Annotated in this window: 27 protein-coding genes and 1 tRNA gene; 21 read left to right on the top strand and 7 right to left on the bottom strand. The window is 53.3% G+C overall.

Going from position 1 to position 24,780, the window contains the following annotated elements:
* The first annotated feature begins 151 nt into the window (after positions 1 to 151).
* From ACLHIL_RS02725 to ACLHIL_RS02690, 8 genes are read left to right on the top strand one after another with little or no spacing between them, the layout of a single operon-like run.
* On the top strand, positions 152 to 895 hold the full coding sequence (locus ACLHIL_RS02725) for a helix-turn-helix transcriptional regulator (RefSeq protein WP_411296416.1): 744 nt from the start codon (positions 152 to 154) through the stop codon (positions 893 to 895).
* Positions 895 to 2,334, top strand: coding sequence for a Fe-S cluster assembly protein SufB (gene sufB / locus ACLHIL_RS02720; RefSeq protein ID WP_411296415.1), 1,440 nt, complete (start codon positions 895 to 897; stop codon positions 2,332 to 2,334). The genes ACLHIL_RS02725 and sufB overlap by 1 nt, the downstream gene beginning before the upstream one ends.
* The gene (gene sufD, locus ACLHIL_RS02715; RefSeq protein ID WP_411296414.1) at positions 2,334 to 3,473 is read left to right on the top strand and encodes a Fe-S cluster assembly protein SufD; all 1,140 of its coding nucleotides are present in this window, start codon (positions 2,334 to 2,336) and stop codon (positions 3,471 to 3,473) included. The genes sufB and sufD overlap by 1 nt, the downstream gene beginning before the upstream one ends.
* Positions 3,466 to 3,798: a Rieske (2Fe-2S) protein gene (locus ACLHIL_RS02710; RefSeq protein WP_411296413.1), complete on the top strand. Its 333-nt coding sequence runs from the start codon at positions 3,466 to 3,468 to the stop codon at positions 3,796 to 3,798. The genes sufD and ACLHIL_RS02710 overlap by 8 nt, the downstream gene beginning before the upstream one ends.
* 31 nt (positions 3,799 to 3,829) lie before the next feature.
* A complete protein-coding gene (sufC, locus tag ACLHIL_RS02705) occupies positions 3,830 to 4,588 on the top strand; it encodes a Fe-S cluster assembly ATPase SufC (RefSeq protein WP_411296412.1) in 759 nt (252 codons plus the stop codon).
* Positions 4,589 to 4,592: 4 nt separating this feature from the next.
* A complete protein-coding gene (locus tag ACLHIL_RS02700) occupies positions 4,593 to 5,903 on the top strand; it encodes an aminotransferase class V-fold PLP-dependent enzyme (RefSeq protein WP_411296411.1) in 1,311 nt (436 codons plus the stop codon).
* A complete protein-coding gene (gene sufU, locus ACLHIL_RS02695; RefSeq protein ID WP_411296410.1) occupies positions 5,900 to 6,385 on the top strand; it encodes a Fe-S cluster assembly sulfur transfer protein SufU in 486 nt (161 codons plus the stop codon). Before ACLHIL_RS02700 ends, sufU begins: the two co-directional genes overlap by 4 nt.
* A complete protein-coding gene (locus tag ACLHIL_RS02690) occupies positions 6,382 to 6,705 on the top strand; it encodes a metal-sulfur cluster assembly factor (RefSeq protein ID WP_411296409.1) in 324 nt (107 codons plus the stop codon). Before sufU ends, ACLHIL_RS02690 begins: the two co-directional genes overlap by 4 nt.
* 186 nt (positions 6,706 to 6,891) lie before the next feature.
* Here the strand turns inward: ACLHIL_RS02690 and ACLHIL_RS02685 are convergent, their stop codons facing one another.
* Positions 6,892 to 7,767 carry a neutral zinc metallopeptidase gene (locus ACLHIL_RS02685; protein WP_411296408.1) on the bottom strand — a complete coding sequence of 292 codons (876 nt, stop codon included), beginning with the start codon at positions 7,765 to 7,767 and terminating at the stop codon, positions 6,892 to 6,894.
* A gap of 104 nt (positions 7,768 to 7,871) precedes the next feature.
* Between ACLHIL_RS02685 and ACLHIL_RS02680 the strand changes: the two genes are divergently transcribed.
* Positions 7,872 to 9,488, top strand: a complete 1,617-nt coding sequence (locus ACLHIL_RS02680; RefSeq protein ID WP_411296407.1) for an ABC-F family ATP-binding cassette domain-containing protein — start codon at positions 7,872 to 7,874, stop codon at positions 9,486 to 9,488.
* Between the two features lie 9 nt (positions 9,489 to 9,497).
* On the top strand, positions 9,498 to 10,169 hold the full coding sequence (locus ACLHIL_RS02675) for a SixA phosphatase family protein (RefSeq protein ID WP_411296406.1): 672 nt from the start codon (positions 9,498 to 9,500) through the stop codon (positions 10,167 to 10,169).
* A gap of 10 nt (positions 10,170 to 10,179) precedes the next feature.
* Here the strand turns inward: ACLHIL_RS02675 and serB are convergent, their stop codons facing one another.
* Both serB and glgC read right to left on the bottom strand, forming a co-directional pair.
* Positions 10,180 to 11,316 carry a phosphoserine phosphatase SerB gene (gene serB / locus ACLHIL_RS02670; RefSeq protein ID WP_411296405.1) on the bottom strand — a complete coding sequence of 379 codons (1,137 nt, stop codon included), beginning with the start codon at positions 11,314 to 11,316 and terminating at the stop codon, positions 10,180 to 10,182.
* A gap of 76 nt (positions 11,317 to 11,392) precedes the next feature.
* The gene (gene glgC / locus ACLHIL_RS02665) at positions 11,393 to 12,640 is read right to left on the bottom strand and encodes a glucose-1-phosphate adenylyltransferase (RefSeq protein ID WP_411296404.1); all 1,248 of its coding nucleotides are present in this window, start codon (positions 12,638 to 12,640) and stop codon (positions 11,393 to 11,395) included.
* Between the two features lie 111 nt (positions 12,641 to 12,751).
* Here glgC and glgA point away from each other — a divergent pair, with 111 nt between their 5' ends.
* The 5 genes from glgA to ACLHIL_RS02640 all read left to right on the top strand — a co-directional run bounded on the left by glgA (position 12,752) and on the right by ACLHIL_RS02640 (position 17,280).
* Positions 12,752 to 13,981, top strand: coding sequence for a glycogen synthase (gene glgA, locus ACLHIL_RS02660; RefSeq protein WP_411296403.1), 1,230 nt, complete (start codon positions 12,752 to 12,754; stop codon positions 13,979 to 13,981).
* A gap of 24 nt (positions 13,982 to 14,005) precedes the next feature.
* Positions 14,006 to 14,794 (top strand): ABC transporter ATP-binding protein, encoded by a 789-nt coding sequence (locus tag ACLHIL_RS02655; RefSeq protein ID WP_411296402.1) that lies wholly within the window; start codon positions 14,006 to 14,008, stop codon positions 14,792 to 14,794.
* Positions 14,795 to 14,882: 88 nt separating this feature from the next.
* Positions 14,883 to 15,323: an NfeD family protein gene (locus tag ACLHIL_RS02650; protein WP_411296401.1), complete on the top strand. Its 441-nt coding sequence runs from the start codon at positions 14,883 to 14,885 to the stop codon at positions 15,321 to 15,323.
* A gap of 86 nt (positions 15,324 to 15,409) precedes the next feature.
* On the top strand, positions 15,410 to 16,462 hold the full coding sequence (locus ACLHIL_RS02645) for an SPFH domain-containing protein (protein WP_411296400.1): 1,053 nt from the start codon (positions 15,410 to 15,412) through the stop codon (positions 16,460 to 16,462).
* Complete coding sequence (locus ACLHIL_RS02640; RefSeq protein WP_411296399.1) at positions 16,459 to 17,280, top strand: TrmH family RNA methyltransferase; 822 nt, start codon at positions 16,459 to 16,461, stop codon at positions 17,278 to 17,280. The genes ACLHIL_RS02645 and ACLHIL_RS02640 overlap by 4 nt, the downstream gene beginning before the upstream one ends.
* Positions 17,281 to 17,362: 82 nt before the next feature.
* Here the strand turns inward: ACLHIL_RS02640 and ACLHIL_RS02635 are convergent, their stop codons facing one another.
* From ACLHIL_RS02635 to ACLHIL_RS02625, 3 genes are all read right to left on the bottom strand, one after another.
* Positions 17,363 to 17,662, bottom strand: a complete 300-nt coding sequence (locus ACLHIL_RS02635) for a helix-turn-helix domain-containing protein (protein ID WP_411296398.1) — start codon at positions 17,660 to 17,662, stop codon at positions 17,363 to 17,365.
* A gap of 196 nt (positions 17,663 to 17,858) precedes the next feature.
* Positions 17,859 to 18,335 (bottom strand): tRNA (cytidine(34)-2'-O)-methyltransferase, encoded by a 477-nt coding sequence (locus ACLHIL_RS02630; protein ID WP_411296397.1) that lies wholly within the window; start codon positions 18,333 to 18,335, stop codon positions 17,859 to 17,861.
* Between the two features lie 150 nt (positions 18,336 to 18,485).
* Positions 18,486 to 19,016, bottom strand: a complete 531-nt coding sequence (locus ACLHIL_RS02625) for a YbhB/YbcL family Raf kinase inhibitor-like protein (protein WP_411296396.1) — start codon at positions 19,014 to 19,016, stop codon at positions 18,486 to 18,488.
* Positions 19,017 to 19,388: 372 nt separating this feature from the next.
* Here ACLHIL_RS02625 and ACLHIL_RS02620 point away from each other — a divergent pair, with 372 nt between their 5' ends.
* From ACLHIL_RS02620 to ACLHIL_RS02610, 3 genes are all read left to right on the top strand, one after another.
* The gene (locus ACLHIL_RS02620) at positions 19,389 to 20,603 is read left to right on the top strand and encodes an MFS transporter (RefSeq protein WP_411296395.1); all 1,215 of its coding nucleotides are present in this window, start codon (positions 19,389 to 19,391) and stop codon (positions 20,601 to 20,603) included.
* A gap of 19 nt (positions 20,604 to 20,622) precedes the next feature.
* Positions 20,623 to 21,081, top strand: a complete 459-nt coding sequence (locus tag ACLHIL_RS02615) for a hypothetical protein (protein ID WP_411296394.1) — start codon at positions 20,623 to 20,625, stop codon at positions 21,079 to 21,081.
* Between the two features lie 166 nt (positions 21,082 to 21,247).
* Positions 21,248 to 21,994 (top strand): hypothetical protein, encoded by a 747-nt coding sequence (locus ACLHIL_RS02610; protein ID WP_411296393.1) that lies wholly within the window; start codon positions 21,248 to 21,250, stop codon positions 21,992 to 21,994.
* 48 nt (positions 21,995 to 22,042) lie between these two features.
* Here the strand turns inward: ACLHIL_RS02610 and ACLHIL_RS02605 are convergent, their stop codons facing one another.
* The gene (locus ACLHIL_RS02605; RefSeq protein WP_411296392.1) at positions 22,043 to 22,705 is read right to left on the bottom strand and encodes a hypothetical protein; all 663 of its coding nucleotides are present in this window, start codon (positions 22,703 to 22,705) and stop codon (positions 22,043 to 22,045) included.
* Between the two features lie 154 nt (positions 22,706 to 22,859).
* On the opposite strand from ACLHIL_RS02605, the gene ACLHIL_RS02600 reads away from it, so the two are divergent.
* The 3 genes from ACLHIL_RS02600 (at position 22,860) to ACLHIL_RS02590 (ending at position 24,758) form a co-directional block, all read left to right on the top strand.
* Positions 22,860 to 22,945 (top strand) — tRNA-Leu (locus ACLHIL_RS02600).
* Between the two features lie 197 nt (positions 22,946 to 23,142).
* Complete coding sequence (gene aroE, locus ACLHIL_RS02595) at positions 23,143 to 24,027, top strand: shikimate dehydrogenase (protein WP_411296391.1); 885 nt, start codon at positions 23,143 to 23,145, stop codon at positions 24,025 to 24,027.
* The gene (locus ACLHIL_RS02590) at positions 24,024 to 24,758 is read left to right on the top strand and encodes a glutamine amidotransferase-related protein (protein WP_411296390.1); all 735 of its coding nucleotides are present in this window, start codon (positions 24,024 to 24,026) and stop codon (positions 24,756 to 24,758) included. The genes aroE and ACLHIL_RS02590 overlap by 4 nt, the downstream gene beginning before the upstream one ends.
* Positions 24,759 to 24,780 lie beyond the last annotated feature (22 nt).

Here is a 24,780-nt window from a genome sequence, read left to right as displayed (position 1 = left end):
TCCAATTAAAATGTGTTGTGCTGAGAGTGTGCTGACCTATTAATCAGTAGGCCTTGTGCGAGATCCCGCCAGTTGTAGTGAGGCGCAGGGGCTATCAACTTGCTACACTGATTAAAGCAACATAGATTTTGCCTAAGTCGGAGGTGATGAGATGTCGAGCGACGAAGGGACGTATGAGCAGATCTTGCGGCTCATTGTAGAGCGGGGGCCAATCACCGCCGGAGAGCTCGCGAAAATCCTTGTTCTGACGCCAGCGGCAGTCCGGCGACATCTCGGTGTCCTCGTCAAGAATGCGTATATTGATGAATATGACGGGCCAGCGAAAGGGCCGATTCGTCGCGGTCGCCCTTCACGTCAATACGTGGCAACTGCTGAAGGTCAAAGCCAGTTAGGGCATGGATATTCCGTCTTGGCGTCAAACGCATTAGGCTTCGTGCGAGACGCGATGGGGGAGGAAGGCCTAGAACGCTTCATCCAGGCACGTGCCGAGGCACTAGAGGCAACCTATGGGCCGATTCTGGATTCTATGGGATCAACTCCAGCCGAACGAGCCGCAGCACTGACCGACGCGCTCAATCGTGATGGATACGTCGCAACATTGCGTCGCGGTGGTCCAAATGCTCTCGCTATCCAGATTTGTCAGGGGCACTGCCCGATCCATCAGATCGCCCAGGAATACCCCTTACTCTGCGAAGCCGAAACGGAGGCTTTCGCACGGTTGCTCGGCGTACCTATTCAACGGCTGTCAACCTTAGCCAATGGTGGGCATGTATGTACAACGAACGTCCCGCTCGGGCTTCCGCGAAACTTGCGACATCGATCGCGTAACACTGCGCACTCTGTCGAGGGCGCTGCAATACCGCCACGTTCCCGTGGCGCCTTGGAAGGAAAGTGATGACCCAAACAGCACCGGGTATGAACGAAGGTCTAACACAGGAAGAGACCATTGCCTCGATTGGTCATTACCAATATGGCTGGCATGACGAGGATCCCGCTGCGGCACAAGCCCAGCGGGGTTTGAATGAAGAGGTCGTGCGTCGGATCTCAGAACTGAAGAGCGAACCGGAGTGGATGCTCAATAAGCGTCTGAAAGCACTGGCCTTATTTGAACGTCGTCCTATGCCGACCTGGGGAGCCGATCTATCGGAGATCGACTTTGACCAGATCAAGTATTTTGTGCGCTCTACTGAGCAGATGGCTAATTCTTGGGAAGATCTGCCGTCGGAAATCAAGAATACGTATGACCGCTTAGGTATTCCGGAAGCGGAAAAACAGCGTCTAGTTGCCGGTGTTGCGGCTCAGTACGAATCTGAGGTGGTCTACCACAAGATCCGGGAAGATCTCGAAGCTCAAGGCGTGATCTTCCTCGATACCGATACCGGATTGAAGGAACACCCGGAAATCTTTGAAGAGTACTTCGGTACAGCCATCCCTATTGGGGATAACAAGTTCGCCGCATTGAATTCTGCGGTGTGGTCCGGCGGATCGTTTATTTACGTCCCGAAGGGCGTTCATGTTGAGATCCCCTTGCAAGCCTATTTCCGGATTAACACGGAGAATATGGGGCAATTTGAGCGGACCCTTATTATTGCTGACGAAGGCTCGTCGGTACATTACGTCGAAGGATGCACGGCACCGATTTATTCCTCAGATTCCTTGCATGCGGCAGTGGTGGAAATCTTTGTTAAGAAAGACGCCACCGTGCGATACACGACCATTCAGAACTGGTCCAATAATGTGTACAACCTCGTCACTAAGCGGGCAATCGTCGATGAGGGCGGCACAATGGAATGGATCGATGGAAATATCGGATCGAAAGTGACGATGAAGTATCCAGCGGTCTATCTTATGGGTCCCCACGCTCGAGGAGAGACGCTATCTATTGCCTTTGCTGGAGAAGGTCAGCATCAGGACACCGGCTCGAAGATGGTGCACATGGCGCCGCACACCCACTCGTCTATCGTTTCTAAATCGGTGGCTCGATCTGGTGGGCGTGCCTCCTACCGTGGGCTAGTCCAAGTCAATGAGAATGCGGCCCACTCGAAGTCGAATGTACTGTGCGACGCGCTTCTCGTCGATCAAATTTCTCGTTCCGATACCTACCCCTACGTTGACGTTCGAGTTGATGACGTGGAAATGGGGCACGAGGCGACCGTTTCGAAAGTCTCTGCCGATCAGTTGTTTTACCTCATGAGCCGCGGTATTGAAGAGACGGAAGCAATGGCGATGATTGTGCGCGGTTTCGTGGAGCCCATCGCGCGCGAGCTACCGATGGAATACGCTTTGGAGCTCAACCGCCTTATCGCACTTCAAATGGAAGGATCTGTCGGCTAATGACGATGAATTCACAACCTGTTTCGAGTCGGGCAGATCGCCCTTTGTCCTTTGAGCTTGCGGATTATCCGGTTCCGCAAGGAACGGAAGAAGAATGGCGCTTTACGCCGCTAGAGCGGATGTCGGCATTCTTTGCATCGGAGGCCCCTGGTACTGCTCCGAGCGTGAGGGCCTCTCATCCGCAATATGTTGAGCAGGTTTCGCGGGAGGATCAGCGCTTAGGTACCGTTTTGGCGCCAGAAGATCGGGTTGGCGCGCTGTCATGGAACAGTTTCACTCATGCGTATGTGGTGACCATTCCGCGTGATGCCGTATTGGCTGAGGAGCTGACGCTCACGGTAACTGGAACGGACCGCACGCAGGTTGCTCCGCTGCATATATTCTTTGACGTGCAGGCAAACGCTCAGGCCACTATCGTTTTGGATCATCGCGGGTCGGCGCAGCTTGCGGAAGGTATCGAAATCTCAGTGGGTGAGGGTGCACACCTGACGTTCGTCACAATCCAAAACTGGGATGACGACGCGGTACACACCTCCTCGAATCGTATGCAGGTTTCCAAGGATGCGCAGGTTAAACACATTGTGGTTTCCTTGGGTGGCGATCTCATCCGGGTGACGACGGCAGCCGATTTCCGCGGGGAAGGCGGCGACGTCAATCTGTTGGGCGCATACTTTGTGGACGAAGGGCAGCACATTGAAAACCGGCTGTTCATGGACCACAATCAGCCGAACTGTACCTCGAATGCCACGTATAAGGGCGCACTTCAAGGAAAGGACGCGCACTCCGTATGGATTGGTGACGTGCTTATCCGCCCGCATGCGGAGGGTACAGATACCTACGAGCTGAATCGCAATTTGGTCCTTACTGAGGGGGCACGCGCTGATTCCGTCCCGAATCTGGAAATTGAGACGGGTGAAATTGAAGGAGCCGGGCATGCCTCCGCGACGGGTCGCTTCGATGACGAGCAGTTGTTCTATTTGCGTTCTCGCGGCATCCCAGAAGATCAAGCCCGTCGTTTGGTGGTTCGGGGATTCTTCGCGGAACTCATCAACCAAATTGGCGTCGAATCAGTACAAAAGACGTTAATGGATTCCATTGAAAAGGAACTGGATTTGACGATGGGGCATGCTGATGACTGAGGTCCAGGTATGTTCGGTTCATGATGTTGCTTGCGGCACTGTAGCTGGTTTTACGGTCGATGTTGCGGGCCAGCCGGTGGCAGTGGCTATTGTGCGAACAGCCGACGATCGCTGGTACGCCTTGGAGGATCGGTGCTCGCACGGGCGCGTCAAGCTCTCATGCGGTGAAGTAGAAGATGGCGGGGTGGAATGTAGCCGTCATGGGTCGGTCTTTAATGTGGAGACTGGTCAACCGCTCAATCCGCCGGCATCTTCACCCGTTCCTACCTATCCAGTTCGCGTGGACGATGATCGCATCCTCGTCACGTTCTCTTCGTCATCCTGATATTTGAAGCTATTACAGAAAGAAAAACACCGTGTCTACTTTGGAAATTAAGAATCTGCACGTGTCAGTCGAAACGCCGGAAGGTCCTAAGGAGATTCTTAAGGGCGTGAATCTGACAATCGAACATGGCGAGATCCACGCCATCATGGGGCCAAATGGCTCGGGAAAGTCCACATTGGCGTATGCAATTGCTGGTCATCCTGACTACGAGATCACTGATGGTCAGATCCTGCTTGATGGCGAGGATATTGTTGAACTATCGCCGGATGAGCGTGCTAAGGCTGGACTGTTCTTAGCAATGCAGTATCCCGTTGAAGTTCAGGGTGTGACGGTTACGAACTTCTTGCGTTCGGCGAAGGCCGCGATTGATGGAACCGCTCCTAAGTTGCGGGAATGGGTCAAGGACCTGAACGAGACGATGAAGAACTTCAAGGTTGAGCAGGACTGGGCGCAACGTGATGTCAACGTCGGTTTCTCTGGTGGCGAGAAGAAGCGCCTAGAGGTGCTGCAGATGGAACTGCTTAAGCCGAAGTTTGCCGTCCTTGATGAAACGGATTCCGGCCTGGACGTAGATGCTTTACGGTTAGTATCTGAAGGGGTCAATCGGGTTCATGAGACGAATGGCAACGGCATTATGCTCATCACCCATTACACGCGTATCTTGAAATACATCAAGCCGGATCATGTGCATGTCTTTGTTGCCGGGAAGGTCGCCGAATCAGGCGGGCCCGAGCTGGCAGATCGTCTTGAAGCAGAAGGTTACGAGCGCTACGAGAATGCAACGGCATAAATAAATGTTTAGTCCTGCACCGCGAGCCGATTTCCCCATTCTGGATATGACCATGCAGAGTGGGGAACGGCTGGTGTACCTCGATTCTGGGGCGACCTCCCAGATGCCTCAGTACGTCATTGATGTGATGAATGAGCATATAGCTCAGGCAAATGGTGCAGTAAAACGAGGTGCGCATGAGCTGGCAGGGAAAGCGACCCTGGCGTTTGAGCAGGCGCGACAGCGCGTCGCCGATTTTGTTGGTGCCCGCCCTGATGAGATTTTATGGACGAAAAACTCTACTGAAGCGCTGAACTCGGTGGCATATATCCTCGATAACCTCTCGCGGGGGCGCGGTCAGAGCGTGGTGCGCGGTGGGCGCAGCCGGCGGGAAAAGATAACTGCGGCGCAGGATTGCCGACGGATCGGCCAGGGGGACAATATCGTCGTCACCCGAGCAGAACATCATGCGAATCTGTTGCCGTGGCAGGAGCTGTGTTACCGCACTGGCGCGGAGCTTCGCTGGTTTGATTTGGATGCAGCTGGCCGTGTGGTGGTCCGTCCTGGTGTGATTGATGAGCACACAAAAGTTGTTGCCATGACCCATATTTCTAATGTGACTGGGGCAGTTTCTCCAGTGGCACAACTGGTCGCGCTGGCCCGTGAGGTGGGGGCATTAACTGTTTTGGACGCCTGCCAATCGGTGCCGCATATTCCTGTGAATTTTGCGGAATTGGGCGTGGATTTCGCAGCTTTTTCCGGGCATAAAATGTTAGGCCCGACGGGGATCGGTGCGCTGTATGGGCGCCGTGAACTATTGGAGATCTTGCCGCCGTTTTTAGTCGGCGGTTCGATGGTGCAACTCGTAACAATGGAGCGCACAACCTATGCGGATGTGCCGGCACGTTTTGAGGCTGGAACTCAGCCTGTGGTTCAAGCTGTGGCGATGGGTGCGGCAGCAGAGTATTTAGGGCGGATCGGCATGGATACGATTGCCGCCCACGAGGTCCATTTAACGCAGCGCGCATTGGCGGCGATGGAGAATATCCCGGGTGTGCGTATTCTTGGGCCAACTGATAGCAGTGAGCGAGTCGGTGTCATTTCCTTTGTGGTTGACGCAGTACATCCGCATGATGTCAGTCAGCTTCTCGATGCGCGTGGAATTGCGATTCGAGTGGGGCATCACTGTGCGCAGCCGATTCATCAGCATTTCGGGGTGACGGCTTCGTGTCGGCTCTCTTTTGGCCCATACAATAATGAGGCTGATGTCGATAGATTTATATCCGCGTTGGAGACGGTTCGACCGTTCTTTATTCGGGAAGGAGGAATATCATGAGCCAGATGGAACAGATGTATCAAGAGATCATTCTGGATGCTTCCCAGCAGCGTTATGGAGAAGGGCGACTTTCTGATCCGGATGGGGAATCCTTTCAGATGAATCCGACGTGCGGCGATCAAGTGACCCTGGACGTCAAAATTGTGGATGGAAAAATTGCTCAGATTGGCTGGGATGGTTCTGGCTGTTCGATTTCTCAGGCGTCAATTTCGATTATGACGGAACTTGTGGAAGGGAAAACCCTTGAGGAGTTTGCGCAGCTCTACGAGGTATTCCGTACCATGATGGATAGCCAAGGTGCGCCATTGTGTGACCATGATGCAGATTTCTTGGCCGATGCGAGTGCTTTTCATGGCGTATCGAAGTTCCCTATGCGAATTAAATGTGCGCTATTAGGGTGGATGGCATTGCGGGATGCGACCGATCAGGCGCTTGACGATCTTTGTACTATAAATCTATCCACCGAAAGGAGTGAGGAATGACCCAGCCAGTGTCTAGCCCGAATGTGGCTGATATTGAAGAAGCCTTGCGGGATGTTATTGATCCAGAACTTGGCATTAATATCGTTGATTTGGGTTTGCTTTATGGCGTGACGATTGAGGACGGGACGGTCGTCGCCGATATGACGTTAACCTCTGCCGCGTGCCCTTTGACAGACGTTATCGAAGAACAGGCTCGCCATGCGGTTGCCGGTTTGGCTGACGACTTCCGAATTAACTGGGTGTGGTTGCCACCGTGGGGGCCAGAGCGAATTACGGACGATGGGCGCGATCAGCTACGTGCTTTAGGGTTCAACGTCTAAGCACAGTGTGGGCAGCAATGTTAGGCTTGCTGCCCACACGTGTATGTATCGCGTGATACGCATGGAGCTATCTCGCTGATGCGCGCCTGGCTACTGAGATATTTTGGCAGGCGCGGGGCTGTGCGCTTCTTATTTTGGGGAGGGGGAAAGCATACCCATGTAACTGCCGGTTGGTAGCGCATAATTTTAGGGGTGTGCGACGTCCCAGGTGTTACACGCGGCAAAGGTGCCGTTTTCCATTCCGCGGGTGAGCCACTCCATACGTTTTTCTGCGGATCCATGTGAGAAGTTATCCGGATTGGCTTGCATACCTGCGGATTCGTATATGCGATCATCTCCGACGGCTTGTGCTGCGGCAAGTGCGTCCTGTAGCTCTTGGGCCGTCGGTGCTTTCATAAGTTGATTGCCGTGCTCATCAACGGTGTGCGACGCATTGTGAATCCATGCTCCGGCAAGGCAATCGGCCTGTAGTTCGGAGCGAACCATTGAGGAATCTTCACCAGAGGAATGATGATCGATACGTTGCAAGATGCCGGTCATGAGTTGGATGTGATGACCATATTCGTGGGCCAAAATATAGAGTTGAGCAAGCTCTTCATTGCGCGCACCCATCTGGTTGAGCTGATCGAAGAAGGCAACATCAATATAGATAGAATCATCGCCGCCACAGAAGAAAGGCCCAGTTTGGGAGGTGCCAAGCCCGCAGGCGGTTTGCACCGATCCGCTGTATAACACAAGTTCTGGCTGCCGATTCGAGGTGCCAGTTTCTTGGGGGAGTTGCTGATTCCAAAAGTTGTTGATGGAGTTCATTCCGGCCACCATGCGGCACTCTACGTTGTGATTGGCGTCAGCACCCGTCCGGCACATTTCCGATAGCGGAGTTTCATGGGCATTAACGGGAGCTTCATAGGATTGGCCAAAGTCGGGAATTTGGCCGGTGAGCATGAAGTACAGCACCGCACCGATTAATCCGAAACCACCCAGCCCGCCACCGATGGCCGCCCCACGACCGCCGCGGCGAACTCCAGATGTGTTTAACGAAGCATTGTCATTGAAGGTCATTACTCGATGCCTTTCACCATATCGGAAGCAAGTACAGCAAATATAGCGGAATCTTCGCAGATAGGAGAACGCACAGGAGTATTTTGTCGGCTACACTATAGGGCGTGATTCACGCCCAAGACTTTCAGATGCGTATTGGCCCTCGAGTGCTTTTAGATCCGGTGACGCTCACCGTTGATCGTGGCAAACGCATTGGTTTGGTTGGGCGCAATGGGGCAGGCAAGACGACCTTGCTCAGGCTGTTTGCTCGCGAGGATAATGCACATAACGTCGTGGAATATGACGGGCAAATTCATCGTCGTGACACTATCGGGTATTTACCACAAGATCCTCGGGCGACCGACGCCCAGCAGATTGCTCGGGAACGAGTGCTTTCTGCCCGTGGTATCGAACAGATGATTCGACGCATTAAACGTGCTGAGTGGGAGATGTCGAATCTTACTGGCCCTAAGCAAAATAAAGCGATGGAACGCTATGTTCGCCTCGATGCTGAGTTCACTGCAGCCGGTGGCTGGGCAGCTCATGCGGAGGCGGCGCGTATTACGGCAGCTTTGGGGTTACCTGAGCGCGTCCTTGACCAAGAGTTGGGAACACTTTCCGGTGGGCAACGGCGACGAATTGAATTAGCGCGAGTCCTGTTTTCTGGCGCGCAAACGCTGCTGCTAGATGAACCGACTAATCATTTGGATCACGATTCAATCGTGTGGTTGCGAGAATGGCTGCGCAGTTATTCCGGTGGCTGCGTTATCGTCTCTCATGATGTGGAGCTATTGCGCGAGACGGTTAATACGGTGTGGTATTTCGATGCGATTCGGCACACAATTGACATTTATTCGATGAATTGGGAGCGCTATTTACTTCAGCGTGATGCGGATGAGCGTCGGCGTCGCCGAGAGCGTGCTAATGCGGAAAAGAAAGCGGCGGCGTTACACGCTCAAGCAGAAAAAATGCGTTATAAAGCTACGAAAGCTGTTGCGGCGCAGAATATGGATCGGCGGGCAGAACGTCTGTTAGCGCAGACGGAGGAGGATCGAACGCAGGAGCGCATTGCTCAATTGCGTTTTCCGGATCCGGCTCCCTGTGGAAAGTTACCACTTAGCGCTGAGGGATTAACGAAGACCTATGGGTCTTTGGAGGTTTTTGCTGGGGTGGATCTCGCTATTGATCGCGGCTCTCGGGTTGTGGTGCTTGGGTTGAATGGTGCCGGAAAAACAACGCTCTTGCGTCTGCTTTCTGGGGTGGAGTCACCAGATGCGGGGGTTGTCCACCAGGGGCACGGTTTGAAACTTGGGTACTATGCCCAGGAGCACGAATTTATTGATCCGCAGGCAACCGTTATGGAGAATATGCGTCGGGCTGCTCCTGATACTTTGGATGATACGGGTGTTCGCACTGTGCTGGGCTCGTTTCTGTTTACTGGTGACGATGTGGATAAACCCGCGGGGGTGTTATCCGGCGGGGAAAAGACGCGATTGGCTTTAGCAACGCTCGTGGTTTCTGCGGCGAACGTGTTGTTACTTGATGAGCCGACGAATAACCTTGATCCGGCTTCACGAGAGAAAATTTTAGGGGCGTTGCGCCGATATACGGGTGCGGTGGTGCTGGTAACGCATGATGAGGGTGCGGTACGTGCCTTGAATCCGGATCGAGTGCTGTTGCTTCCCGATGGTGATGAGGATTTGTGGTCGGAAGATTACCAGGAGCTGATCTGCCTAGCTTAGGATGAGCTCATGGCACGCCTGATGTTTATGCGCCATGCACAAGCTACGCATGGATGGAACGATCATGGTCGAGGGTTGACGGATATTGGTCGGCGGCAGGCTCGACAGGTGGCAATTCAGTTGGCTGAGTATGGGCCGATTGATTGCGTATTAGTTTCGGATGCGCAGCGCACCCAGGAGACGTATCGCCAGTTACATGCTGCTGGTTGTTCGGGGGCTGAGGTGTACTATCTTTCGCAGCTTTATGGTGGGGGTGTGGCAGATGTTTGGCAGGCGGTATGCGATTATGCCCATGTTCTTGCCAATCCACAGGCAGCTACTATGCTGGTTATCGGTCATGAGCCAACGATGTCTGCCGCTGCTTTCGCTACCTGGGATGGCGTGGTGGCGGATGCGGATACGGCCAGTAACGCAATGAGTGGTGGCGTGGCGCTGGAGTCTCGCCAATCCTCGTCAGATCACGGGGATTGTGGGCAGGTCGGTTCCGGTGATTGTGCGGTTTTGGCCGACGGGGATGCGCGCCAACAGCGAAGCGCAAAGGCGGGGAACGCTCCGCGAAATATGGTGTTAGGGCGTGGTTTTTCTACGGCCACCTGTGCGATATTTGAGTGCGATGATCTGCGGGTTGTCGGTGCACGGGTAGGGAGATTCGTAGGGGGATGCCAGCCTAGCAGCTATTGAGCGTTAGGAATTAGTCATCATCAGAGAGATCCCAGCCAAGGAGGGCAGCAACTGCGTCAAGGCGGGGGATATTTACTGCAGCGTCGGCGTAGCGAGTGACGAGGGGTTTTCCGCAAAAGGCGATGCCGGCTCCTGCGGCGGCCATCATTGGCAGATCATTTGCTCCATCTCCGACGCATACCACCTGTTCGGGGCGGATACCCCAGTGGGAACACCATCGGAGGAGAGCGGCAACTTTGGCTTCGGCATCGACGACGGGGCCGGTAACTCTTCCGGTTAGTTTGCCTTGGTGTATCTCGAGATGGTTAGCAAGGAAAGCGTCAATCTGGAAGCGTTGTGCCAGCGGACCAACAATTTCATCAAATCCGCCAGAGACTAAACCAAAGTAGCCGTCGCGTTGGTGGACGGCGTGAACTAACTGGTCAGCGCCGGATGTGGGGCGAATATCGTGAAGTATATCGTCGAATACCTGACGTGGTAATCCGCTGAGCGTTGCCACTCGGGCATTGAGGGACTGCCGGAAATCCATCTCGCCAGACATGGCTTGTCGGGTGATGTCTTGTACGAGTTCGTAGCTGCCTGCGTGTTGTGCCAGCATTTCGATGACTTCGGTAGTGATAAATGTGGCATCGACGTCGGTGATGATGGCTCGTGGACCGTATTGGGCGAGTTCGCCACTGAGCCATGCGCAATTGACGTTAGCGCATTGTGATAGGGCACGTAGCTGAACGTAAAGATCGGTGGCAGATGACGGGGAACAGCTATTGGCAGGGGCAATGCTCTCGTCGGTGAGGGCATCGGGATCGAAAGAATGAATAGCGGTGGAATTATCACAAACACAGGACCTAGCAGCAGGTGGGGCCATTGAAGGAAAATGAGGTGCAGATAGGTCAGTCGAAGAATGTGAATTGCTGGATTGAGCAGGGCGGGTGAGTTCGGTTAGATCGGGCATAATATCTGACGGATATGCCCGATCAATTTGCGCACTGCCAACCAGCTCGCCACACCAGGTGTACGCATCTAAATCATGGGCGCGAACTGGACGCTCGCGGAGGTTGCTTGCTGCCCTAGCAAGCAACCTCCGCACATGCGCTATTAATGTGTGCGGGATGGGATGATCTGCTACCAGGGAGAACCGAAAGATCACGTGTTGATACCTCGTTGTTATTAGCTGGTGCAGATCTGCGCCATAGCGACGTCGGTTAGGCGACGGCTCAGTTCGGTTAGTCGCGGGTAACGCGCATACCCTTTGGCACGACCACAATTCCGGCTTCAGATACGTAGAACCCGCGAGCGCGATCGTGGTCATGATCGATACCGAGCTGCGCTCCCTCGTCGATTTGTACGTATTTATCGACGATTGCCCGTGAGACGGTGGCATTGCGTCCGACGTTGACTCCGTCAAAGAGGACCGAGTCACGCACAGAGGACCACGAGTTCACGCGGACATTGGGGGAAAGCACCGAACCGATGACCTCACCGCCGGAAACAATGACGCCGGGGGAGATGATGGAGTCTAGGGCGTGCCCGATACGCTGATGGTAGCCATGCACGAATTTTGCCGGCGGTAATCCGGTGTATCCGGTGTATAGCGGCCATTTATCGTTGTAGAGGTTGAAGATCGGATTGACTGAGATCAAGTCGATGTTGGCCTCGTGGAACATGTCGATTGTACCGACGTCTCGCCAGTAATTCCGATCGCGGTCGGTAGATCCGGGGACGTCATTGAAGGTGAAGTCATACACTCCGCAGTCGCCGTTGTTGACGAACATCGGGACGATATCGCCGCCCATATCGTGCTTGGAGGCCGGATTGACGGCGTCTTCATGGAGAGCTTCGTAGAGCTGATCAGCACTGATAACGTAGTTCCCCATTGAGGCCAGAATCTCCTCGGGAGAGTCTGGTAGCCCTTCACATTCGCTTGGCTTTTCAAGGAATTCCACGACGCGTTTTTGGTTGTTGGGGTCGGTCGCGATCACTCCGAAGGATGTTGATAGGGATTTCGGCTGGCGAATCCCCGAAATCGTCATAGACACGCCTTCGTCGATGTGCTGTTGGACCATCTGCGAAAAGTCCATCCGGTAGATGTTATCCGCTCCGGTGATGAGCACGATGTCCGGGCGTTCGTCATCCAAAATGTTGAGGGATTGGAAGATTGCGTCGGCAGATCCAGAGAACCATGACTTTGATACGCGCTGCTGGGCTGGTACGGGTGAGACGTAGTTACCTAACAGTGAGGACATGCGCCAGGTTTTCGAGATATGGCGATCAAGGGAATGGGACTTGTACTGGGTCAACACCACAACTTTGAGGTAGCCGGAGTTGACGATGTTCGACAAAGAAAAGTCGATAAGGCGGTAAGTGCCTCCGAAAGGCACTGCTGGTTTGGCGCGATCCTGGGTGAGGGGCATCAGGCGCTTACCTTCACCGCCGGCCAGGACGATTGCAAGTACACGTGGATTCGATCTCATAAAATTAGCCTAACTGTTTTAGCGATTAAATATGTGTCTTTCGTCAAATTCGAGACGCAAAGCGGGTTAAGGTGTAGGTATAACGGTTGCCATTTTGAAGAAAGGACCATCATGAGAGTCGATCTGCTCACCCGCGAGTACCCGCCGCATGTGTATGGGGGTGCTGGTGTTCACGTGACAGAGCTGGCAAAAGTCTTGGCGCGGCATGCCGATGTGCAGGTCCATGCCTTTGATGGGCCACGCGAGGGAAACGATAGCTGGGTGCATGGTTATTCTGATCTGCCGCAATTGGCGCAGTCGAATGCGACGCTGGCGACCCTCGGGGTGGATTTGCTGATGGCAGATAAGACGGCGGGGGCAGATATCGTCCATTCGCATACTTGGTATGCCAATATGGCTGGGCATATTTCGCATCTTTTGCATGGGATCCCGCATGTGATTTCCGCTCATTCTTTGGAACCTTTGCGCCCGTGGAAACGCGAACAGCTCGGGGGCGGCTATGCCGTGTCATCGTGGATTGAAAAGACGGCATACGAGGCGGCAGACGGTATCGTCGCAGTTTCACATGGGATGCGCGATGATATTTTGCGGGCCTATCCGCAGGTCGATCCGCAGCGCGTTCGGGTTATCCACAACGGTATTGATCTTGTGCAGTGGAAAGCGCCGCAAACGGATGAGCAATGGCAGGCAGCACGCGATTACTTCCGCTCCTTTGGGTTGGATCCAGATGTGCCGACGATTATGTTCGTCGGTCGTATCACCCGGCAAAAAGGGGTACCGCATCTGTTGCGAGCTTTGCATTATGTGCCGCGCGATGTGCAGGTGATTCTCTGTGCGGGAGCGCCGGATACTCCGCAGATTCTTGAAGAAACTCGGGGATTGGTCAGTGATTTGCAGGCTGGTCGCGAAGGTGTGGTTTGGATTGACGAGCATCTATCGCATAAGCAGATTTTGGCTTTGGAGGCGTGTTCTACGACCTTTGTTACCCCGTCGGTGTATGAACCGCTCGGTATCGTGAATTTGGAAGCGATGGCGGTGAATTTGCCGGTGGTAGGTACGGCTACTGGCGGTATTCCTGACTGTATTGATGATGGTGTGACGGGCACGCTGGTTCCCATTGAACAAAAGCAGGACGGGACGGGTACCCCGTTAGATCCGGAGAAGTTTGAAGCGGATTTGGGTCATGCATTAGCGGATATGGTGGCAGATCCGCAGCGTGCTAAGCAGATGGGCTTGGCTGGCCGGCGTCGGGTAGAGGAGCACTTCTCCTGGGAGTCAATTGCGGTAAAGACGATGGATTTCTATTCGCATGTGCTGGAGCAGGCGAACTCGGCCCGCTGAGATGCAACGGTTAGGGATGAATGCATGACACGAGTGTTAGACGTTCGGGATGTAACGGTTGTGCGCGATGGGCGTGCGATCGTCGATCATGTTGATTGGTCTGTTGATGAGGGGCAACGTTGGGTAATTCTCGGGCCAAATGGGGCCGGGAAGACCACTCTAATGCGGATGATTGCTGGGCGGTTGTTCCCGACTACTGGCCAGGTATCCATCATCGGGCACGATATTGGCCACACAGATATTACTCAGTTGTTGCCCTTGGTGGGTTTCGCGTCCTCGGCATTGGATCAGCGGATTCATGAGCGGGAGAGAGTATTAGATGTGGTGCGTTCGGCGGCGTATGGGGTTATCGGCACCTGGCGTGAACAGTACGATGAGGAAGATGATGCACGCGCGCATGAGTTGTTGGCAGCGTTAGGCGTCGATCATATTGCGCAGCGGCGTTGGGGGACGCTCTCTTCAGGGGAACGTAAGCGTGTTGGGATTGCGCGGGCCTTGATGCCGGATCCGGAGATTCTTATTTTGGATGAACCGGCATCTGGGCTGGATTTGGGGGGTCGTGAGCATTTGATGCGTTCGTTGTCCCAGCTTGCTCATGGCCGGTTCGCACCAGTTATCGTCCTTATTAGCCATCATGTTGAGGAGATTCCGGCGGGCTTCACGCATGCGATGCTGATGAAAGAAGGGCGGGTCCATGCCAGTGGCACTATGGGCGAGGTGTTAACTTCGGCGGAATTGAGCGAGGTTTTCGAGGTTCCGGTGCAGCTTGAACACCGAGATGGGCGCTTTGTGATCTATCCTGCTACGCCGTAGATGCGGTAGAATCAGGCTAGTAAGAGAAAAAATATGGATATGACGAGCCGAGTTAATAGTAGTGATCTCGGCTATACGGGAGAGCGATATGGCTTGGCAAATTTGGGCGATCATTACGATCGTCTTGTTAATCATCGAAACGCTTAGCGTTGATTTTCTGTTTGCCATGTTGGCAAGTGGTACCGCAGCAGCCTTGTGTGTCTCTCTTTTATGGCCCGACGGATTAGCCATCCAGGTAATTGTTTTTGCGGTGGTAGCCGCTTTAGGAATCGGATTCGTTCGCCCCTGGGCGAAGCGTCACGTCAATGATTCTTCACATGGTGAATCGAATGTGTATGCGATGGTCGGGCAAAGCGGCGTTGCGGTTACAGATATTACTGAAGATGCTGGTCAGGTTCGTATTAGTGGTGAAGTGTGGAGTGCGCGCAGCGCTGAGGGATCAATTGCTTCTGGGCAAGAGGTGATGGTGGAGTCCATTAGCGGGGTGCATGCTGTTGTTCGTCCTAAGGAGATTATCTCTCGCTTATAGCTGAGGAACGGCGGTAACTTCAGCTACCGCACGAGAATGGTAGAGACGCTAGAGGGAAATACCGCGATAGAGAAAGTGGGTATGCGATGGAACCTCAGGATGTAGTGCTGTGGGTTTTGCTCGGCATTTTAGCCTTGTTTGCCATTGTTGCAATCGCTCGTTCGGTAATCCAGGTACATCAAGGATTTACCGTCATCATTGAACGTCTTGGAAAATATAACAAGACACTACGACCAGGTTTGCATTTCCTGATACCGTTTTTTGATTCTGTTCGGCAGCGTATTGATATGCGTGAGCAGGTTGTGCCTTTCCCTCCTCAGCCGGTGATTACTGCCGATAATATCGTGGTCAATATCGACACCGTTATCTATTTCCAAATTACTCAACCGGAGGCAGCAACCTACGAGATCGCTAACCCTATGTCAGCCATTGAGCAGTTAGCTGTGACGACGTTGCGTAACATCATTGGCGCGATGGATATGGAGCAGGCTCTGACGGGGCGTGATCAGATTAATAGCCAGTTGCGGGTTGTCTTGGATGAAGCTACGGGGCGTTGGGGAATCCGAGTGTCCCGCGTTGAGCTGAAGGCGATTGATCCGCCGGCAACCGTCCAATCGGCAATGGAACAGCAAATGAAAGCAGAGCGTGATCGCCGTGCGGCTATTTTGACTGCGGAAGGTGTTAAGCAGTCAGCAATCTTGAAGGCGGAAGGTGAGAAGCAGTCGGCGATTTTGCGTGCGGAAGGTACCGCTCAGTCGGCGATCTTGGAAGCTCAAGGTGAGTCACGAGCAATTTTGCAGGTCTTTGATGCTATTCATCGCGGTAACGCAGATCCTAAGTTGCTTAGCTACGAGTATTTGAAGATGTTGCCACAGATTGCTAATTCGGCCTCTTCGAAGTTGTGGATTGTCCCCACGGAGCTTACTGCCGCTCTCAATGCAGTTACTAAGGGCTTCACGGGTCAAGGTGAGCCGAGTGATGGCGAGCCGATTACGGTAGATTTTGGGGCGGAAGGCGATCATATTGCGAATTCCCTGGCTAATACGACGTTGAAGGATATTGACGAAGCCTTAGCCGATGCGCGTGGAGAAGCCGATCGTGCCACCTCTGAAGCGGGAGACTCGGATACTAACGGGTGATTGTAGAACTTGATTCGCTGGCTGATCCTCGGCTGGCTGATTTTACCCAGCTCACGGATACTGCCTTGCGGCGTAAGCTGGAAACTGAGCGAGGATTGTTCCTGGCGGAAAGCGATAAAGTTATTCGTCGCGCCTTAGCTGCCGGCCATCACCCGCGAGCCTTTGTGATGGCTCCGCGGTGGTTGGCCGGCATGCGCGATGTTGTTGAGCAGTGGCCGGATGTTCCCGTTTTTATCGTGGCGCAGGAGCTGTTGCAGGAGCTCACGGGGTATCGGGTTCATCGCGGTGCTTTGGCGTCGATGTATCGTCCGCAGTTGCCTTCTGCAAGCGATTTTCTCCGTGCGCACCCCGCGGCACGTCGGCTGTTTATCTTAGAAGACTTGGTTAATCATACGAACGTCGGGGCTATCTTCCGTTCTGCGGCTGCCTTAGGCTGTGACGGAGTGCTGGTTACAGATCATTGTTGTGATCCGCTGTACCGGCGTTCTGTCAAGGTTTCAATGGGAACGGTGTTCCAAATTCCGTGGACCCGCATTGAGCATTGGCCTCATTCAATGGAAATATTGCGGGATCATGGGTGGATTACTGCGTCATTGGCGCTTCGAGAGGATGCCTTAACCTTGGCGGAGTTCTCACAGATAATTGATACGCCAGATTCAAAGGTGGCTCTTATCCTCGGCAGTGAGGGCGATGGGCTGGCTCCCGCGACGATCTCACAGGCGGATTACGCCGTTCGTATCCCGATGGCTGGTGGGGTTGATTCTTTGAACGTGGCTGCAGCTGGTGCGGTAGCTGCATGGGAACTACGGGTTCGATAACTCGGGGTGCGGCGTAGCAAATAAGTGTACGCCCCACCCCGAGCTACCGACTGTGCACATCAATAATGAGGAGACGGAAATACTATCCGATGTGCGAGCGGGCAACTTCGGCGTTGTAGTCACGCAAGGCTGCTTCAAGTAAGTCTGGGACGCTGCAGTCGAATACCCGAGCAAGTTTGATCAGGGTGGATAATCGCGGATTTAGTGGATTGTTCGTCCGTCGATCTGACCGCGCATGTTCCATGAGCTGATAGTGGTTGCGGTCAATGCCAGCATGTAATGCGACTTGTTCTTGAGTCAGACCGCGTTCGTGACGGCGCTGGACCAGCGTCCGAGCAAAAGTGGTTGCGAGCGCACGCTCGGCAGCAGAATGTTCGTTCACAGTATTAGTTTCCGTGTTTACCCCGCATAAGTCGGCCGTGTATACACGGCATAAATGAGTATCCATTCGTTCCCTCGATATGTGTGGTGAGGTTGAAGGGTACGTATATCGAAATTGAGCTTAGCGGGGAAGCTGTGCGAGCGGAGCAAAGACCTGGGGAGTGTTGGAATCTTTGAGCCATATTGGCAAGCGGCTATTAGGAAAAGTCGGCTGCATCGGAAAAACTGAGCTGACGCCATGCTTCGTAGACGGCAATCGCAGCAGAATTTGCTAGATTAAGGGAACGCCGCCCAGGGAGCATCGGAATACGAACCTTTTTTGTAATACGCGGATCGTCAAGAACGTCTTGTGGGAGTCCGGTCGGCTCGGTGCCAAAGAGGAATACGTCATCATTGCGATATGTTTCCTCGGCAAAATTGTTATACGTATGACCAGTAAAAGCAAAGATTCGTTGCTCGGCACCGAAATATGCTTTTGCGGCTTGCCAGGATGGGTGGATAACTACGTCGGCAAGATCGTGATAATCCAATCCAGCTCGGCGCAAATGTGCATCGTCAAGTGAAAACCCGAGAGGTTCAATCAGATGCAGGCGCGCGCCAGTACATGCGGCAAGCCGGATAGCGTTTCCGGTATTTCCAGGGATACAAGGTTCATGGAAAATAAAATCGAGCACCCAAGGATTTTAGCAAATCGATGGATGCTCAATCGAGATGTGCGCGCACGAGAAAAGGCGATCGCGCACCCGCTAGCTAGCAGCATAATTACGTGTTAGCCAGCGGGGCGTCACTTACGACTCAGCTAGCTAACTAATACGTTGAATATCTTAACGCTGATAGGTCACGGTAAGAGTTGCTCGGGCAATGGTGTGGAAGAGGCTGAGGAACGCAATCGTCGTGGGAGTGACTTCCTGTGGATCAACCTCTAATGAGGGAATATCAAGAGCGTGTACTGCAAAGATATAGCGATGTGGATGGTCGCCAGCAGGGGGAGCCGCTCCGAAATATGCAAACTCATTCGCATCATTTCGCACATGGCTGGCAGCGCCGGGAAGAAAAATATCAGATTTTCCGGCGTCTAACTCCAGGCTGGTGGTATCTGCAGATAAGTCAATAACCGTCCAATGCCAGTATCCAGATGGTGTTGGGGCATCGGGATCAAAACAGGTGACGATAAATCCTTGAGTCTCCGGTGGGAAACCGCTCCAAACTAAATCCGGCGAGATGTTTTCGGTAAAGCCAAGATGCTGTTGTGGCATAGTGTGACCGTCTATTAACGTCGAGCTGGTCACAGTGAATGACGGAACCTGGGGAAGAATCGCATACGGATCCGGGGCGATAGGGCGTTGTAAATCCATGCTCTCAGCATATGCCATCTGCCGCAGGTGCGATGGGTTATAGAAAAAGAATGGCTATCCGGGAGCGGGTATATATCCAGTAGAAAGACGAGGCAGGAGATTGTCTGTAGGTGATAGAAAGCGTGTCTCGGTATCTCGGGGTGGAGGGTAATGCGCAATGAGTGCGCAAGAGGTGGCAGTGGCGTAAAGATATGCGGGTCGCGATGCTATCTGTAGTGCGTGCGTTACTCTGATGATGTGAATATAAGCGCCGCATATCGGAGGGGGAGTCCTGGTATTTTTCCGGTATTTTGCGCAGTTTTGCGGCAGTGAGTAGGAAACATGGCGGATAGCTATAGATGAGCTAGCGTGGCAACGAGTATAGTCCGGTAGGTGGACGCTATCAGTGATGGTCGTATCCGACGCGGTAGTCGGGAGTACCGCTATGCGCTGGTGTCCTTATTTTGTTTAGGAATCAGCGCTTTTTCTTTGCTTTATGCGCCGCAGCCCCTGCTGCACACAATTGGTGGTGAATTCCGGGTAACGGCATCGCAATCTGCGTGGTTGATGTCTGCAACAATGACGGGATTGGCCCTGTGCGTCCTGATGTGGGGGCAACTCAGTGCACGGATAGGAGAACGGAAGATTATTATTGGCGGGCTGTTTGGCAGTGTCGCCTTATGTTTAGTCTTTCCGTTATTACATACGTGGTGGGCGCTCATTGTAGTTCGTGCCGTACAAGGAGTGACCTTAGCTGGGCCGATTGCTGCCGCTTTAGCTTGGGTGGGGCGGCATATTGAAGCTGCTGCTATTGCCCGAGTCTCTGGTTTGTATATCGCTGGAACAACAGTCGGCGGAATGTCTGGGCGGCTGTTGAGCGGCATTATGAGTGAGACGTTCACAAGCTGGCGGATCGGCGTGGCTGCTGTGGCGCTATTTGCTACGGCTTTAGGCGGAATTTTTCATAGTACCTTGCCACAGTCAGCGGGAATGAGACGGGAAGCATCATTGTCAGTGCGTCCAGATTCGCCAGCTCAACGCCGGCAACGAATATTAGCTTATGCTTATGGTCTAATCGGCATGGGAATGTTCGTCGGCATATATACGGTATTGGTCTATCGCGTTGCTGAGCCGCCGTGGCGATTGGGAACCTCAGTGACGTCAATGCTGTTTTTGTCGTACCTTGCAGGCACATTGTCTTCTGCTAAGGCGGGCGCATTGGTCATGCGTTGGGGGCTGCGTCCAGTAATGTTATTCGGCGTTGTGACGATGGCAGTCGGGGTAGGATTAACTATTCCAACAAATATCGTGACGTTGTGGGTGGGGCTTTTCGTGCTCTGTTCGGGATTTTTTGGAATGCACGCGCTCAGTTCTGGGCGGGCGGCAGGCCTGCATCCATATCCGGGCCGTGGGTCTGGAATATACCTCATGTGCTATTATGTTGGTTCTTCTCTTGGGGGAATTCTCTTTGGTCACTGTTGGGATATTGGCCGTTGGCCAGCGGTATTAGCCCTGATAGCTGGATGTCTTATCGCTCTGGCGGTGATAGCGAGCGCTGTGCGAAGCGAAGAATCTGCGCTAGGCTCTCGTAAAGAGAAAGAAAAATAGGATACAGAAAGGGAAAACGGTGAGGCGGTTTCGCACATTGCTGCGGTTAGCTACTACAGCCGGTCCTGTTGTCTACAGCGTGATCCGCAACTATGGGCCGCAACTGCAGCGGCTTTTAGCTGATAATCCAGCGCTTTTTCAGAAGCTGACATCGCGTTTTGGCATGTTTTCTGCGTCGGGCCAACGCGCAAAAGTAAATAATCAGCTTGCCGATCGTATTCGCGTATTACGAGATCAAGCGGCGTATTTATATGCTGCTGCGCGTACCGCATCGGCAGCAGAAGAAACGGCATCATGGCGACGTGAATTGGATTCACTGCATTCGTCACTGCCGATTATCGCAACGATGCCGACGAAACAGCGCAAGGAACAAAAGCGGATTATTGAACAGCGCATCGATGAATTATCGGCAAAGATTCTGGCAGCAACGTTGAAAGATGATATTGAAGACGCAGAAATCATAGATGACGGTGAGTGAGGTTTTGCTTTTCTAGATACCGAGATCGAGTGCTCGCTGGCAGCAGCGGAAATGAAATACTTTCTTTGGTAGAGCTAAACGTCATACAAACCTCTATACAATGAGAGAAAGCTGAGAGGCTGCGTACCAGTGGTTATGGCAGAGAGGACTCACCATGGTCGCATCGATGAATAATTCATTTGTTCCACATCAGGAGGGGCAGCAGTCGGCGATGCCCACGCCAGATGGGTATCTCTCTGGAAATTCCTATGTTTCCGGCAATACTGCCGCGCAGTATTCAGCGCCGCGCTCGTATGGCCCCTCACACTACACTGTTCCATCGAATGCGCCCACACTGCCCGCGAATTCGGTTTTCGGTGCAGCTTCGGGATACGGGTGGTCTGCGGGAAACTCATTGTTTTCGCCTAAGACACCCCGCATGCCGATTCGGGTGGTGCTGGGATTGCTGGTCAGCTCGGTTGGGTATCTAGTATTTGCTGCTGCCTGTGCGCTCCCGTTTTTTGATGGTCATGGCTTGTTTGATTGGACGAGTGGGAAGCCTATCGAAGGATCGATCTTTGCCTCGCCAGTTTTTGAGCCAACATCTTTGATGCGCTCCAGCTTTATCTGGTCCTTGGTGCTAGCAATAGCGGGAGTGATTGTTGCCGTAGCGATTATTCAACGAAATAGGCCTGCTATGTGGCTGACCATACTTGGCCAGCTTATTGCGACGTTAAGTTTAAGCGGCGTTGCGGTATTCATGGTGTTTGGTTCGAGTTTTACTCCGCTGTATGACGCTGGGGCAAGCCGTGGTTTGGGGCAGTGGGTGCTACTGGATGCGGTGGCAATGATGCTGTTCGGGATGGTCTTGACGATCTTAACAAGTGGTCGGCGGAGCGCCTTTTCCACTATGACTGGTGTTTCTAATAGATAAGATACGTCGGCGTAGCTTACTGGCTTAACGTATCTGGCCTTCCCGAGGTTAATAGCCGAGCACGCGGGCAATATTTGGCGGGTAAAAATTCGGACCTTTGAGGACTTTGCCGTCTGCTCGGTAGATGGGTTTTCCGTCGGAATCTAATTTCGACATATTTGATCCTTGGATCTCATCAAGGACTTTCGCCATCGGAATACCTAATTCCAGAGCCATGCCGTAGATGACGTAGATCAGATCACCCAATGCGTCGGCAATTTCCACTGTATCGCGGGTGTTATCATCGCTAGCGCGGGCTTGCTGGAAAGCTGTTTCTATATGCTGGCGTGCCGCCTGACCATAGGCCGCTCCAACGAGCTCGGCGAATTCTTCGGCAATTAGGCTCAGCCGCATGTGAATACGCTCCCGATCCGCATTGGGGCCATCATCAACGATAGGTAACCCATACGTGCGGTGGAAGATCCGCACTAGCTCCTCCGGGCGGGTGGGATCTCCGAAACGTTGGGGGAGTTCCGCGTGTGAATCAGCGTTATCAGCGAGGCTCTGGGAAGAGCATGCGCATGAAGGAATGCTGCTATCGGCACCAGCAATGCCGCCCTTGCTAGGAGTGGCATTGGTATAGGGCGGTGTATAAGCGCATGACGCGGTATTTTCGTTTGTATCCTGGGTTTGCCCTGTAGGTGCAGCCTGTTCACAGTCGCGTTTTTCCATAGGAATAATCTACCCTCTTTTCCAAACATGGCAGAAAGCCGTCCGATGGATAAACATGAGGCATAACTCAAATCACATCCCAGGGCAAGTGGTGAAAGTGGAAAGGTTCGGCGGGCAGTGATACATTTTTACCTGTTGCTCTCGCAACGTCACCGCGCGGGTGGCGGAATAGGCAGACGCGCTAGCTTGAGGTGCTAGTCCACGTATTAGTGGGTGGGGGTTCAAGTCCCCCTCCGCGCACGAATAGGCACTCTGTGGATCTTTTCCACAGAGTGCTTTTGTTTTTCTCGTGGCGTATGTGCGGTGCATAAGCTGCGAGACGAGATGGGAATATGCCTGCGATATGCCGCTGAATGTGCCGTGAAGTGCTCCGAAAAGACGTTTTCGCATAGAGAACGCCACAACGTTAGCTGAGCCAGTCATGCAAGAATACCCCCATGACACATCCCTCTTTGATAACGAGCGGTCATACGCAGTTGCTTGCCCTTATCGGCATGCCTGCCCGACATTCGAAATCTCCGCTCTTGCACAGCGTCGCTTTTGCTGCGTTAGGCATTGACGCGGTGTACGTGGTGCATGAGCTCGATACTCCGGAATTATCGGCAGCTTTTGCTGGAATTCGGGCATTGGGGTATCGCGGAGGCAATCTAACTATGCCGCACAAAACTGCTGCGATGCCGCTGATGGATCACGTCTCTATGGTTGCCACTCTCATGCAGGCAATAAATACATTTACTTTGCGTGATGGGGAGCTGTGGGGTGATAACACCGACGGAGCAGGAATGCTCAATGCACTTCGCCGCCGCGGGGCACAGATCGAGGATACGAATATCGTGGTCCTGGGCGTCGGAGGCGCCGCGCGTGCTATTTGGACGCAAGCGGCCTTGGACGGTGCGCGTCATATCTTTGTTATTAACCGCGATATTGAGGACCGCCCGTATTTACGGGCGGCGATTGAACAATTGCGTGAGCATTGTGATACCGAGATCTCACTGATTGACTCCGCACATCATGAGCAAGTTGCCTACGCGTGCGAGCAATCTGCCATCATTATTAACGCGACGAGTGTGGGGATGGGGAAGATGGCAGGAATTTCTCCGATACATCCAGCGGTGATTACCCCACAGCATATTGTGGCTGACGCGGTGTATTATCCACGGCAAACCGCACTTTTGCAGGCCGCTCACGAACGCGGCGCACAGACTGTTGAAGGCTTGCACATGTTGATCGAACAAGCAGCGCTATGCGAGCAGCTATGGTTCGGGGTGGATATGCCTCGTGACGTGGTAGAAGCGGTCTTATTTCGGGAGGAAGCAGAATGAAACCCTTTGCTTTTCTTGCCGCGCGTCCAGCGACGGCGGCTGCCATTCGTGCCGATGAGTATGCAGTTGTTGCTCGCAGCGCCGGGTTAGCTGCTGGGGATCTGCGTCATTTTTTCCTTGACGAACGCCCGCACCTTGATCTGGCAGAGTTTGCTGGAGTGATCGTTTCTGGTTCGCAATATGGTTTCTTTGATGATCCACAGGCAAAAACGCCGGAACAATTGGCTACGGAAGAAAGTCTATTTGCACTCAACGAGCGTATTCTCGCAGCAGATTTCCCGTATCTAGGAATCTGTTATGGTCACCAGTCGCTGGCTATCTCGCGAAATATTCCGCTGACGAAAGATCATTTTGAAAAACTAGGAGCGGTAGATATTCGGCGCACACCTGCCGGTGAAAAAGATCCAGTTTTCGCTGTTCTGCCACAGCGTTTTACCGCTATCGTCGGGCATGCTGAAGCAATCGCTCCTCAGTGTGCTCCCTTTGTCGTGTTGGCAGAGTCCGATATGTGCCCAGTTCAGGCAATTCGCTATGGGGATAACGTCTACGGGGTGCAATTCCATCCTGAGATTGATGAAGCCGGATTAGATTTGCGCTTGGATTATTACAACGGGTCGAAATACTTTAGGCCTGGTCAACTCGATGCGGTTCGTCGGCAATGCGGTGGTCGGGATTATTCCGCAGGTAAAACGCTCATCCGAAGTTTCGTTGAGCGCTACCGGCAACACTAGCCTGCGAGGTGTATGTCGGAGG

The sequence above is a fragment of the Trueperella sp. LYQ143 genome (assembly GCF_046599595.1).
Classification (GTDB): domain Bacteria; phylum Actinomycetota; class Actinomycetes; order Actinomycetales; family Actinomycetaceae; genus Trueperella.
Note: the sequence above shows the minus strand (reverse complement) of the source record. Positions and strands in the feature narration are given on the sequence as shown.

Bases quoted from the DNA above. Each gene is read 5' to 3' on its own strand.
- ACLHIL_RS02725 (WP_411296416.1), top strand. From the start codon at position 152: ATGTCGAGCGACGAAGGGACGTATGAGCAGATCTTGCGGCTCATTGTA.
- sufB (WP_411296415.1), top strand. From the start codon at position 895: ATGACCCAAACAGCACCGGGTATGAACGAAGGTCTAACACAGGAAGAG.
- sufD (WP_411296414.1), top strand. From the start codon at position 2,334: ATGACGATGAATTCACAACCTGTTTCGAGTCGGGCAGATCGCCCTTTG.
- ACLHIL_RS02710 (WP_411296413.1), top strand. From the start codon at position 3,466: ATGACTGAGGTCCAGGTATGTTCGGTTCATGATGTTGCTTGCGGCACT.
- ACLHIL_RS02700 (WP_411296411.1), top strand. From the start codon at position 4,593: ATGTTTAGTCCTGCACCGCGAGCCGATTTCCCCATTCTGGATATGACC.
- sufU (WP_411296410.1), top strand. From the start codon at position 5,900: ATGAGCCAGATGGAACAGATGTATCAAGAGATCATTCTGGATGCTTCC.
- ACLHIL_RS02690 (WP_411296409.1), top strand. From the start codon at position 6,382: ATGACCCAGCCAGTGTCTAGCCCGAATGTGGCTGATATTGAAGAAGCC.
- ACLHIL_RS02685 (WP_411296408.1), bottom strand. From the start codon at position 7,767: ATGACCTTCAATGACAATGCTTCGTTAAACACATCTGGAGTTCGCCGC.
- ACLHIL_RS02675 (WP_411296406.1), top strand. From the start codon at position 9,498: ATGGCACGCCTGATGTTTATGCGCCATGCACAAGCTACGCATGGATGG.
- glgC (WP_411296404.1), bottom strand. From the start codon at position 12,640: ATGAGATCGAATCCACGTGTACTTGCAATCGTCCTGGCCGGCGGTGAA.
- glgA (WP_411296403.1), top strand. From the start codon at position 12,752: ATGAGAGTCGATCTGCTCACCCGCGAGTACCCGCCGCATGTGTATGGG.
- ACLHIL_RS02655 (WP_411296402.1), top strand. From the start codon at position 14,006: ATGACACGAGTGTTAGACGTTCGGGATGTAACGGTTGTGCGCGATGGG.
- ACLHIL_RS02650 (WP_411296401.1), top strand. From the start codon at position 14,883: ATGGCTTGGCAAATTTGGGCGATCATTACGATCGTCTTGTTAATCATC.
- ACLHIL_RS02645 (WP_411296400.1), top strand. From the start codon at position 15,410: ATGGAACCTCAGGATGTAGTGCTGTGGGTTTTGCTCGGCATTTTAGCC.
- ACLHIL_RS02625 (WP_411296396.1), bottom strand. From the start codon at position 19,016: ATGGATTTACAACGCCCTATCGCCCCGGATCCGTATGCGATTCTTCCC.
- ACLHIL_RS02610 (WP_411296393.1), top strand. From the start codon at position 21,248: ATGAATAATTCATTTGTTCCACATCAGGAGGGGCAGCAGTCGGCGATG.
- ACLHIL_RS02605 (WP_411296392.1), bottom strand. From the start codon at position 22,705: ATGGAAAAACGCGACTGTGAACAGGCTGCACCTACAGGGCAAACCCAG.
- aroE (WP_411296391.1), top strand. From the start codon at position 23,143: ATGACACATCCCTCTTTGATAACGAGCGGTCATACGCAGTTGCTTGCC.
- ACLHIL_RS02590 (WP_411296390.1), top strand. From the start codon at position 24,024: ATGAAACCCTTTGCTTTTCTTGCCGCGCGTCCAGCGACGGCGGCTGCC.